The sequence below is a fragment of the Capnocytophaga sp. oral taxon 332 str. F0381 genome (assembly GCF_000318275.2).
GTDB lineage: Bacteria > Bacteroidota > Bacteroidia > Flavobacteriales > Flavobacteriaceae > Capnocytophaga > Capnocytophaga bilenii.
Genome location: NZ_KB291286.1, coordinates 1 through 11,407, shown reverse-complemented (window position 1 = coordinate 11,407; position 11,407 = coordinate 1). Strand labels below are relative to the sequence as shown.

Annotated in this window: 10 protein-coding genes; 7 read left to right on the top strand and 3 right to left on the bottom strand. The window is 39.3% G+C overall.

Annotation, left to right across the window (positions count from 1 at the left end):
- Window positions 1-2 precede the first annotated feature (2 nt).
- Window positions 3-635, top strand: a complete 633-nt coding sequence (locus HMPREF9075_RS04105) for a 7-carboxy-7-deazaguanine synthase QueE (protein WP_009415247.1) — start codon at window positions 3-5, stop codon at window positions 633-635.
- A gap of 21 nt (window positions 636-656) precedes the next feature.
- Window positions 657-2,276: a S8 family peptidase gene (locus HMPREF9075_RS04100; RefSeq protein WP_009415246.1), complete on the top strand. Its 1,620-nt coding sequence runs from the start codon at window positions 657-659 to the stop codon at window positions 2,274-2,276.
- A 5-nt stretch (window positions 2,277-2,281) separates the two neighbouring features.
- Here HMPREF9075_RS04100 and HMPREF9075_RS04095 read toward each other — a convergent pair whose 3' ends face one another.
- A complete protein-coding gene (locus HMPREF9075_RS04095) occupies window positions 2,282-3,706 on the bottom strand; it encodes an ATP-dependent RecD-like DNA helicase (protein WP_034556793.1) in 1,425 nt (474 codons plus the stop codon).
- Between the two features lie 123 nt (window positions 3,707-3,829).
- Here HMPREF9075_RS04095 and HMPREF9075_RS04090 point away from each other — a divergent pair, with 123 nt between their 5' ends.
- From HMPREF9075_RS04090 to HMPREF9075_RS04070, 5 genes are read left to right on the top strand one after another with little or no spacing between them, the layout of a single operon-like run.
- Complete coding sequence (locus HMPREF9075_RS04090; RefSeq protein ID WP_009415244.1) at window positions 3,830-4,501, top strand: hypothetical protein; 672 nt, start codon at window positions 3,830-3,832, stop codon at window positions 4,499-4,501.
- Window positions 4,476-5,318, top strand: a complete 843-nt coding sequence (locus HMPREF9075_RS04085) for a DUF3822 family protein (protein ID WP_009415243.1) — start codon at window positions 4,476-4,478, stop codon at window positions 5,316-5,318. The genes HMPREF9075_RS04090 and HMPREF9075_RS04085 overlap by 26 nt, the downstream gene beginning before the upstream one ends.
- Window positions 5,319-5,338: 20 nt before the next feature.
- Complete coding sequence (locus HMPREF9075_RS04080; RefSeq protein WP_009415242.1) at window positions 5,339-6,064, top strand: glycerophosphoryl diester phosphodiesterase membrane domain-containing protein; 726 nt, start codon at window positions 5,339-5,341, stop codon at window positions 6,062-6,064.
- Window positions 6,065-6,072: 8 nt separating this feature from the next.
- Window positions 6,073-6,789 (top strand): DUF4197 domain-containing protein, encoded by a 717-nt coding sequence (locus HMPREF9075_RS04075; RefSeq protein WP_009415241.1) that lies wholly within the window; start codon window positions 6,073-6,075, stop codon window positions 6,787-6,789.
- A 28-nt stretch (window positions 6,790-6,817) separates the two neighbouring features.
- On the top strand, window positions 6,818-8,278 hold the full coding sequence (locus HMPREF9075_RS04070; protein ID WP_009415240.1) for an MFS transporter: 1,461 nt from the start codon (window positions 6,818-6,820) through the stop codon (window positions 8,276-8,278).
- A gap of 44 nt (window positions 8,279-8,322) precedes the next feature.
- Here the strand turns inward: HMPREF9075_RS04070 and HMPREF9075_RS04065 are convergent, their stop codons facing one another.
- Window positions 8,323-8,859, bottom strand: coding sequence for an isochorismatase family protein (locus HMPREF9075_RS04065; protein WP_034556785.1), 537 nt, complete (start codon window positions 8,857-8,859; stop codon window positions 8,323-8,325).
- A 10-nt stretch (window positions 8,860-8,869) separates the two neighbouring features.
- Window positions 8,870-11,284 carry a bifunctional aspartate kinase/homoserine dehydrogenase I gene (gene thrA / locus HMPREF9075_RS04060; protein ID WP_009415238.1) on the bottom strand — a complete coding sequence of 805 codons (2,415 nt, stop codon included), beginning with the start codon at window positions 11,282-11,284 and terminating at the stop codon, window positions 8,870-8,872.
- Window positions 11,285-11,407 lie beyond the last annotated feature (123 nt).

Below are 11,407 nucleotides of genomic sequence, written 5' to 3'. Positions count from 1 at the left end.
TGATGTTGGATAAAAATACTCAAACAGCCTTACATAAAGGAGAGTTACTTCCGCTTATGGAGGCTTTTTACAGTTTGCAAGGAGAGGGGTTTTATAAAGGAACAGCTGCCTATTTTATTAGGCTGGGAGGTTGTGATGTGGGTTGCCACTGGTGCGATGTAAAAGAAAGCTGGGAGGCTGAGCGACACCCATTAGTACAGGCACAAGCAATAGCAGATGAGGCACTTGCCCATTCTAAAACGATAATTATTACGGGGGGCGAGCCGCTGATGTGGAACCTAAACCTACTCACCCAAAGGCTAAAAGCAGGCGGGGCACGAACTCATATAGAAACCTCAGGGGCGCATCCGCTATCGGGCGAGTGGGACTGGATATGCTTATCGCCTAAGAAAATAAAACGCCCTGTGGGTGATGTGCTACGGCGTGCCAACGAATTGAAAATGGTGATTTATAACAATAACGATTTTCTCTTTGCAGAAGAAATGGCAGCTGAGGTAAATCAAGAATGTTTGCTATATTTGCAGCCTGAATGGAGCAAACGCGATAAGGTAATCCCTAAAATAGTGGATTACGTGCTGGCACACCCGCAGTGGAAGGCATCGCTACAGATGCATAAATATTTGGATATAAGATAAAAGCTAATAAATAAATAAGTGATGAACAAACCAATTTTAATGGTTGCTTTGGCAGCCTCTTTATTGATAGGTTGTGGTACTCAGAATTTGGAGAAAGTACCTCAAAAACTTACACCATTAACTACCAAATACTCTGAAGAGACACTTAAAAAGTGGCCTCACGAGGGCTTTAAACAAGGATTTCCTGGTTTGGATTTGGCTGAAGCCTATAAATTACTTCAAAACTTAAAACCTACCAATGTGATTGTGGGGATTGTAGATTCTGGAGTGGATATCAATCACGAAGACCTAAAAGCTGTGATTTGGACAAACCCTAATGAAATACCTAATAATGGTATTGACGATGATAAAAATGGCTATGTAGACGATGTGCACGGCTGGAACTTCTTGGGTAATATAGCACAAGCAAATACCGAAATGACGCGTATTGTAAGAGCTAAGGATACTAAAAGCCCTATGTATAAAAAAGCTAAAGAGGCTTATGAAAAAGAGGTGAAAACAGCTGAAAAGAGCATAGAAGGTTATGAAAAACTCATAGAAATGGTAAATGTAAGCGATAAGCAGTTGCGCAAAATAGTAGGCAAAGAGGTGTATAATGCTGAAGACCTTGAAGCGGCTACTAAAGGCAAAAACTTTGACGAATTTACTACTCAAATCATATCTTTTATGAAAGAGATTTTGGCTGATGTAGAAGACTCTAAAGAATTGAAAGAAGAATTGCCTAAAGCGATAGAACACTTTAATACTCAGCTTAAATATCACTTAAATACTGAGTTTGACCCTCGCAAGCAAATACTGAAAGATGACGAAAACGATTGGAATAACAAGCACTACGGCAATGGCAACGTAATAGGTCCTGACCCCGAAGAGGCTTTGCACGGTACACACGTGGCAGGAATCGTAGCAGCAGTACGCGATAATGGTATAGGAATGAATGGTGTAGCCAATGCGGCTATTATTATGCCTGTACGCGCAGTACCCGATGGTGATGAATACGATAAAGATATTGCTTTGGCTATAAGATATGCAGTTGATAATGGGGCTAAGGTAATCAATACAAGCTTTGGGAAGGCATATTCTCCTCATAAAGAATGGGTGTATGAGGCTATAAAATATGCGGCATCTAAAGATGTTCTTATTGTAAATGCTGCTGGTAACGACTCTGAAGATATAGATGTAAAAGAAACTTTCCCTAACGATGAAGTAGATGGTAAAGAAATTGCTGATAACTTCCTAACAGTAGGGGCTTTGAATTACCAATACAATGAAAAATTGGTAGCTTCGTTTTCTAACTACGGTAAGCGCAATGTAGATGTATTTGCGCCAGGTGTGAAAATATATGCTACTACACCAGGTAATAAATATGAGTTTTTGCAAGGAACTTCGATGGCATCGCCTGAAGTAGCTGGTTTGGCAGCCTTGTTGCGCTCGTATTTCCCTACACTTACAGCAGCTCAGGTGAAAGAAGTTATAATGAAATCGGGGATACGTATACCTTTGAAAGTATATGTGGGCGACCGCGATGAAACAGGCAAACAACCTATGAAAAAATTTAGTGAGCTATCTACCACAGGTACTATAGTGAATGCTAAAAATGCGGTGCTATTGGCTGCTAAAAAAGCAAACGTAAAACTAAAATAGGCTTGCTAATAGGCGAAATCATCGTCATTGAAACCTATTAAAAATACTTGCTGTTTGGCACGAGTGAGGGCAGTGTAAAGCCATCGGTAATAACTTTGGTCTATCACATAATCGGGTGGTAGATAGGGTTTTTCAATAAAGACGGCTTCCCACTGCCCTCCTTGACTTTTATGACAGGTGATAGCATAAGAAAACTTTACTTGTAGGGCGTTGTAATACGGGTCTTCCTTTAGTTTTTGGTAACGACTGTAAAGGGTAGGCTCGTTGGCGTACTCATCGAGGACGGATTGGTAAAGCTCTTGATTTTGAGTAGGGGTAAGGGCTGCGGCATCACTATAGAGTGTATCGAGAATAATGACGGTATCGAAGGGAGGTATAGTAGGGTAATCTACCAACTGTGCACTGATTTCGGCAAAACGGAAACCGTAATATTCACGTATGTGGTGTATATTGATAATTTCTATAGTATCGCCATTGGCAATAAAATTTAATGCAGGATTGTCTTTTAGCCAATAGTAGTTGTTCTTTACAACCATTAATAGGTCGCCTGCTTCTACCTCGTCTTGGGCATCTAATATAGAGCGGCGTATTTGGGTATTCCAATCTACGGCACGCTTATTGGCACGCACTATGAGGGTGGTTTCTTCAGAACCATAATTGTCATAAGCTTCGCTAATGGCTTCTTGCACTTCGTAACCTGAGGAGAGTTGTACCAAATCGGGTGAGTTGCGGAGCTTGAAAGCAAAGGTGTTGTGGGGGGTATTGCTAAAGATGATTTTTCGCAGAGCGGTGGCATTGCGCAAAATAGCTGAACGGCTACGCTGGCGTACAACTTCGGTGAGTGTGGTTATAATAACTTCTTTGTGAAAATTATAGCTGAGGTATTCGGGATTGAGTGCTGGGCTAAGGGTTGTATGCACGGGGGGTAGTTGGGCTTCGTCTCCTATGAGCAGGAGCTTACAATTGTTGCCTTCGTATACGAATTGGATAAGGTCGTTTAGCAATGATCTGCTTCCAAAAACGGCATCATTGTCGGCAATCATAGAGGCTTCATCAACTATGAATAGGGTATTTTGAGATTTATTTTTTCGGAGGGTAAAAATAAGGTCTTTGGTATTATTTTTGTGGTAGTAAATATACTTGTGAATGGTGAAAGCTTGTTTTCTAGTAAAAGCAGTCATTACCTTAGCAGCACGCCCTGTAGGGGCAAGCAAAATAGCATAGTGTTGTATGAGGGGGAGACATTGTATGATACAGTTTGTAATGGCAGTTTTTCCTGTACCTGCAAATCCTTTTAGCAAGAAGAGTTTTTCGGAGGCATTTTCACTGAGGAGATATTCGCTAATGAGCTTTAAAGCTACTGATTGTGATGGAGTAGGGGTGTGGGCAAAAGAAGTTGTAAGTGATTGAAATAAAGATTCTTGTGATATCATAGATAGAAAATTTGAGTACAAAAATACAAAAAATCTTAAAATAATTTTTTAGTTTCAAAAAAAGATTGTAGTTTTGCAAGACGAGTTGGAGAAAAAATAATTAACTATAGCATTAAAACGATGAATAGAAAAATTTTAACTATTGGATTTTGGGCATTAGGATTAGTGTTTTGCTACCTAATATATAGGTCAATAACAGGGCCTATAGAATTTAATAAAATTAAGACTGAGCGTTATACTGAGGTGATAAAAAAGCTGAAAGATATACGTGCTGCTCAGAACGCTTATTTTAAAATTAATGGAAAGTATGCTGATAATTTTGATCAGCTTACAGATTTTATAGAGAACGCTCAGTTCACCATCACTTCAGTACGTGATACAAGCTGGACAGAATTTGACAAAAACTTCAATATAGAGGTGATGCGCCAAGGAACACGTACTGATATATTGGGACACGTGAAAGTGAAGGATTCTCTATTTAAAAATGATGATCGTTATAAAAACTTACGCTATGTGCCTAAATTTAGCAAAAACGACCCTACTGTACTCTTTACAATGAAAACAGGAGTTATCACTGATAAGAAAAATGAAGTAAATTCATCGGTATTTGAAGTTTATGTGCCTAAAAAAGATGTATTAAGAGGACTTGATCAAGATTTGGTATCGCGTGAATTGGTAAAAACATCGGTAGAAGATGTAAAAGGTGATAAAATAAAAGTAGGTTCACTTGATGAACTTACTGATAATGGTAACTGGCCAACTTCTTATGATGCAAAAATCGCAAAACAATAATGATTTAGATATCAACTTTAAAGAATTGTCCATTCAAATAAACTTGGATGGACTTTCTTTTTGTGTCTTTAATCCAGTAGAAAATCATATAGAGGCGATTTATAATTTTCCTATAAATTTTAGTTATAAAACACAAGAGGAGATAGGACTCCAAATACAAGCAGTTATCGAAGCACAAGATGACTTGCGACAAGATTTTAGTACTATAAGGGTACTTCATAATACACCTTCATTTGCCCTGATACCTCAATCACTTTGCGGGAAGAAAGAAGATATGCTTTCTTATCTGAAATATAGCATTGATGTAACAGAAGTTACGGTGAATGCTGTAGAGGTAGATAAAATTGCTTCAATAGAAACAATAATTACTTATTTGCCTAATAATATGGTGAATAATTCATTGCTTTCATACTATGGGCGTTTTGATTATCAGCATTTTGCGACTTCGCTTCTCAAGATGTTTTTAAAACATTACGTAAGCCACGCCTATGAAGTGATGTATATTTACGCCGAACAAGGTTCGTTTTATTTTGTAACTTTTAAGGATAAAAAGTTGCACTATTTTAATAGATTTAGTTATGAAACTATTGAGGATTTCTTGTATTATATTCTTTTTTCAATAGAACAATTGAATATTAACACAGAATGCGTACCCTTGTATATTATAGGTGAAACAGAGCCTACTGCATTGTTTTACCGTAAGGTGCGTATGTATGTAAAATATATCTATCTACTAAAATACCACAAAGAGCACTTTGCCAAAGGTATGGATGAAGATCTCATCAGGCGTAATTTTGTGCTCACACAGTCGTTTTAACAATAAAAATTATTATAATTATGTCAGTATCAAGTATTTTTAATTTTTCAGGAGATTTGTATAAGAAAGCCTTAGGAGTGAATGCTTTTGGGGTGTTTCTTTTCCTTTTTATTTTTTTAGTGTTTTATGTACTGTTAATTCCTTTTATATTTGGGCTTGGTTATGAGGAATTAGCACGTTGGGGTAGTACAAGTATAGAGTCGTTGATGTATACGCCTTCTGTACAGATACGTAATGCACTTGCTATGGTGGCTGTTAACTGTGTAACAACGCCTTTGGTGGCTGGTTTTTACAAGAATTGCGAAGTAGTAAGCAAAGGCGAAGGTGCTACAATGGGGAATTTGTTTATATACTACAATTCTACTTACACAGTGCGTTTGTTGGTATGTGCGCTTATATCTACAGTAATAACTTCTGTAGTATCGCTTCCGTTTCAATTTTTTGATATTCCGTTGGTAGGTAGTTTATTATCTATGTTTGTGAATATATTGCTGTCGTTTGTTATTCCTATCATTATTTTTGAAAATAAAGAGCTTGCAGAAGCTTTTAAGGAGAGTGTAGAACGTGTTGTAGCAAATTTTGGCACGATTTTAGGGGCGTTTATTCTTGGAGGTATTATAGGCTCTTTAGGGATAATAGCTTGTGGTATAGGTGTTATCTTTACCCTTCCTTTTGCCTATGCTACTATTTATGCGGCTTATGCACTACAAAAGCCCAATGGAAATGAAAAAGTAAAATTTTATTAATAAAGAAAATGAAAAAAGTAGTTTTGTTAGGGCTCGTGGCTATGGGCTCACTTACGTTGAACAGCTGCAATGAGTTGCAACAGGTATTGGCAAGCACACAAAATGGCAGTTCGTCTGGATTCAACATAGCTTCTGGGCTAAAGCAAGCATTGGAATTGGGGGTAAGTAATGGTGTAGATTTGCTTAGCAAAGACGGAGGTTATTTCAAAGACCAAGCGGTACGCATTTTGCTACCAGAAGAGTTGCAAAAGGTAGATAAAGCATTGCGCTCTATAGGGCTTAGCTCGCTTGCCGACCAAGGACTAAAGGTGATAAACGAGGCTGCTGAAAGTGCGGTTTCACAAGCTAAACCTATATTTTTATCGGCAATACAGAATATGACCTTTAGCGATGCAATGAACATTCTAAAAGGTGATAATACTGCGGCAACAACCTACTTAAAAAACAGTACTTCTACAGCTTTGGAAGCTGCTTTTGCTCCTAAAGTTCAGGAATCGTTGGCTAAAGTAGGTGCTGATAAAGTATGGACAGACCTTATCAATAAGTATAACCAAATTCCATTGGTAAAACCTGTAGAGGCAGACCTTACAAAATATGTAACACAACAGGCTATTAACGGACTTTTTGTGAAAGTGGGTGATAAGGAAAAGGAAATACGTACAAATGTAGCGGCACGCACTACGCCTTTGTTGCAATCGGTATTTGCGTTGCAGGATAATAAATAGAGTATTAGTGTACTAATAATTATGGATTATGTCAGAAAATAAAAGAAGCTTTATACAAACATTAACCGCCTTTAAGTTCAACTTCTGGATAGCAAGCTTTTTGCAGCTAATGGAACGCTGGGCTTTTTATGGCATATTTGCGCCTTTGGGGCTTTATTTAGTAGCCTCTACTGATGAGGGAGGTGTAGGTTTTTCTCATATAGAAAAAGGTACTATTATGGGGAATGTTACGGCTATACAGTACTTTTTACCATTGATTTTTGGTGTTATAGCCGACCGCATAGGGTACAAACTCTCATTGGTTATCTCGTGTAGCATTATGGCTATAGGTTATTACCTAATGGGTGAGGTGAATAGCTATTGGGCAGTGTATATGGTCTTCTTGTTTGCTGCAGTAGGGGGCGGTTTCTTCAAGCCTGTTATCAACGGAACGGTAGCACGCAATACCGATGATACTACAAGCACGATGGGCTTCGGTATTTTTTATATGATGGTGAATATTGGTGGCTTTTTAGGTCCTGCTATGTCATCGCATTTGCGTACTGCTCTTGGCTGGCGAATTATATTTTTACAGGCTACTGTTGTAATGGTTATCAACCTGCTGGTAGTGCTCTTCTTTTATAAAGAGCCCAAAGTAGTAGAACGCGACAAAAAGCCTATTCTTGCCGAAATTAAACACTCATTGATGAATATTGTAGAGGCACTGAAAGATAAACGCCTTACAATCCTACTGATACTAATGGTAGGTTTTTGGACGATGTTCAATCAGTTGTTTTACACATTGCCCAATTTTATTGAAGACTGGGTAGATTCTTCTTCAATAAGTACGTGGATAAGCAATAATCTTCCTTTTCTGAAAACTACACTTATAGACGAGAGCGGACAGGTAAAACCTGAATGGTTTGTGAATATCGATGCTTTTATGATTATCTTCTTGCAGGTATTGGTGTCGTATTTTGTAACCAAGATGACTCACGTGAGTGCTATGATTAGAGGTACTATCATAGGCACTATAGGGGTTACCCTCACTTTTATATTCAATAATGTATGGTTTACGATTATAGGTACAGTAATCTTCTCGGTAGGTGAAATGGCAGCAAGCCCTACGCTTTCGGCTTTTATTGCGCAAATTACACCTAAGGGAAAAGAGGCGCTTTATCAAGGTACTTTCTTTTTACCAGTGGCTTTAGGCAATTATCTTACAGGCTTCATTTCAGGGAATTTATACGGGCAGTGGTCTGATAAATATACCCTACTACAAACCGAAATGGCGAAACGACAAATAGAAATGCCAGAAGGGCTTACCAAAAAAGAATACTTCAATTTAGCAAGTGAAAAACTACAACTTTCACAAAGCCAAATAACCGATTTGCTGTGGAATACTTATGAGCCTAACAAGTTGTGGTATGTGGTCTGTGCTATTGGTATTTTTGCTGCCCTTTCTCTTTATGTTTATAGTAGAGTTATGGTGCGAAGAGAGGCTAGATAGCAATAATATAATATAAGAAAAGAGGCTCATTGAAGCCTCTTTTTTTATTTCACTAATTTAGCTATTTCTTTAAATTTAGGGTGGGTAGCGTCTCCTAAAAGCTTAAACAGTAAGCCTTCGGTACTGAAGAGTTTAGCTCCTGCTTGTTGTAGCATTGTAAGCCCTATAGCTTTATTGCTTTCGGTGCGTGAAGATACTGCATCGGTTAGGACAAGCACTTGGTAGCCTAAGGCTATTAAATCTACCGCAGTTTGATAAATGCAAATATGCGTTTCTATCCCTATCAAAATCACCTGCTTGTGATTGTTGTTTTTTACTGCTTCCGCAATAGAGGGTGTTCTCATTGCCGAGAAGCTACTTTTGCTAAGCGGTGTTATCCCGCTCAGGGCGTTAGCCACATCGGGGTGGGTAGCTCCTAATTTTTCGGGCAACTGCTCTACCCACACTATAGGAATATCCAGAGTGCGACACCCGTTGATAGCTATACAGCTATTGCGTATCACCTCTTCGTGCTGGTGCACTATTTGCGCCAGCTTTCCTTGTATATCAAGGACAATTAGCTGAGACTTCATAGATATTATTTTTGTTTAATTAATGTATTGATTTTTCGGCAAGGCGCAAGATATCGCCAAATACCCCACGTGCCGTTACCGATGCCCCAGCACCTGCACCCTGTATTACGATAGGATTATCGCCGTAAGACTCGGTGTAGATTTCAAAAATAGAATCCGCACCTTTCACTTGCCCCAATGCACTATTGCGAGGTACCGATACCAGCGATACATCAAGCTGTACAGTATCAGTCGAAGCCAAGTTGCCGTGCAAGTCGCCTACATAGCGCAATACGTGGTCGGGGGCTTGTTGCTTTTTGATAGCCTCGTAAGGAGCGTTAAACTCATCTAAACGACTTAAAAAATCACTAACAGACCCCTCACGAAGGTTCTCAGGGATAAGGTTTTGTATTTTTACATCTGTAAATTCGTTGCCAAGGTCAAGTTCGCGCGCTAATATCAGTAATTTCCTTCCTACGTCGTTACCGCAAAGGTCTTCACGAGGGTCAGGTTCGGTATAACCGCTGTTGATAGCGTGTTGTAATACTTCACTAAAAGGTTTATTTTCAGCAGAAAAAGTATTGAATAGGTAGCTCAGCGTACCAGAAAATATTCCTTTGATACGAGTGATATTTTCGCCCGAATGGTGCAGCAAGCGTATGGTATCTATCAGCGGTAGCCCAGCCCCTACGTTAGTTTCGTAGAGATACGTTTTTTGATGTTGTTTGAGAGCCTCGCGCAGTTCTTGGTAGAAGCTGTAGTCAATCGTATTCGCAATTTTGTTAGCAGAAACAAGGTCGTAACCGCTCTTTATCAGCGGGATATAGTTTTCTACAAACGTTTTGCTTGCAGTAACATCCACAGCAATAAGGTTTTCTAAATGGTGCTCCGATACGAATGCCTGTAAAGTTTCCAAGCTATAAGGCACCGCTCCGGCAGCAAATTCCTCTTTCCAATTAGCCCCTATACCTTTGGCGTTGGTGAGAATATTGTGAGAATCAGCAATCGCTACGATGCGCAAGCTAATATTTTTGCGTTGTAAGATATTGTTGTGTGCTTCAATTACTTGGTTGATGAGCGTTCCCCCCACAGTACCCTTACCAAAGATAACCAAGTTGATACGACGCGATACCCCAAATATTTCGCCGTGTATTACGTTTAGCGCTTTGTGCAGTAGCTCCGTTTTCAGCACCAAACTCACGTTTTTTCCCGTAACAGCGTTGTTGATGAGCAAGGGCACAATTTGGTTGCGGATAAGCGCGTTATAAGGATGATGGAAGGTAGAAAGCGGTTGCCCTACAATAGAAACTACCGACACGTTATCGATGATAGAAACTTCGCTTACGTCATTGGTATAGAAGTCGTGAGAAAACTCTTCATCAAGGGCAGCTTTAGCCAGTTGGGCGTCTTTAGAAGCCACTATAAGTCCCACACCGCGTTCCGATGAACCTTGTGAGATAATACTTACACTGATTTGCTTTTGAGCCAATGCCCTAAAAATACGAGCATCAACACCCACTTCGCCCAGCAGTCCCCGACCTTCCAACACAATAAGAGCATTGTTTTTCAGCACCGAAATAGATTTGATACCCTCTTGAGTATTTTCGTTGTTGATAAGTGTTCCAGCATCTTCAGCATTAAAAGTGTTTTTGATACGCAGAGGAATATTCTTTTCAATGAGAGGGATAATCGTTTTGGCGTGCAGTATCGAGGCACCAAAGTTAGCCAGCTCATTAGCCTCTTCAAAAGATAAATTTCTAATAATTTTAGCTTCAGGTACTAATTCAGGGTTAGCCGTAAAAATACCATCTACGTGAGTATAGTTTTGCAGTTCGTTAGCGTTTAGGTAATTGGCAAGTAGTGCAGCCGAGTAGTTACTGCCATTTCTGCCCAAAGTAGTCGTGTCGCCCTTTTCGGTAGCAGCAATAAAGCCCGTAACAATAGCCACCGTATCGGCAGGGATAGTAGCAAATAGCGCCCTTGTTTTAGCTTCCGATACCTCGTTGATAATTTGCGCATTACCCACCACCGCATCAGTTTTAAAAATCTCACGACTATCTACAAAACGGCTCTTTACCCCCTTGCGTTGCAATAGAGTGCTTACTATTTTTGCCGACATTAGTTCGCCTTGTGCCAATACTAAATCTTTAGTTTTAGGGCTGTAATCTTTCAACAGCGACACCCCCTCCAAGAGTTTTTCCAGCAGTTGTAGTTCGCTCTCCAACGATACCTCAAAGTTATAGTTTTGTTCCTCTTTAAACTTCTCAAAATAAGGCAGATAATCATTGCCATTTGCAGCCTTTTCCAACAGCATTTCCAGTTCATCAGTAGTATTGGCACGCGCCGATACTACCACAGCTATAGGTTCTTGTTGCAGTGTAGAAATAATAATATTGATAACTTTATCTATACCATTGTTAGCAAGTGATTTTCCACCAAATTTTAGTATTTTCATCTTCTTAAAATTAACGATTTTTATAAGCAGCCGCAAATATACAATTTTTTTTTGAATAACAAATATTAGCAGTCATAGGGGCAATTTGCCAATCACCCCCACATTCAAAATTCCCCGCTTACT

What these genes read in the sequence shown, in the direction of transcription:
- HMPREF9075_RS04105 (WP_009415247.1), top strand. Translation starts at nt 3, where the DNA reads ATGTTGGATAAAAATACTCAAACAGCCTTACATAAAGGAGAGTTACTT.
- HMPREF9075_RS04070 (WP_009415240.1), top strand. Translation starts at nt 6,818, where the DNA reads ATGTCAGAAAATAAAAGAAGCTTTATACAAACATTAACCGCCTTTAAG.
- thrA (WP_009415238.1), bottom strand. Translation starts at nt 11,284, where the DNA reads ATGAAAATACTAAAATTTGGTGGAAAATCACTTGCTAACAATGGTATA.
- HMPREF9075_RS04075 (WP_009415241.1), top strand. Translation starts at nt 6,073, where the DNA reads ATGAAAAAAGTAGTTTTGTTAGGGCTCGTGGCTATGGGCTCACTTACG.
- HMPREF9075_RS04090 (WP_009415244.1), top strand. Translation starts at nt 3,830, where the DNA reads ATGAATAGAAAAATTTTAACTATTGGATTTTGGGCATTAGGATTAGTG.
- HMPREF9075_RS04085 (WP_009415243.1), top strand. Translation starts at nt 4,476, where the DNA reads ATGATGCAAAAATCGCAAAACAATAATGATTTAGATATCAACTTTAAA.
- HMPREF9075_RS04080 (WP_009415242.1), top strand. Translation starts at nt 5,339, where the DNA reads ATGTCAGTATCAAGTATTTTTAATTTTTCAGGAGATTTGTATAAGAAA.
- HMPREF9075_RS04100 (WP_009415246.1), top strand. Translation starts at nt 657, where the DNA reads ATGAACAAACCAATTTTAATGGTTGCTTTGGCAGCCTCTTTATTGATA.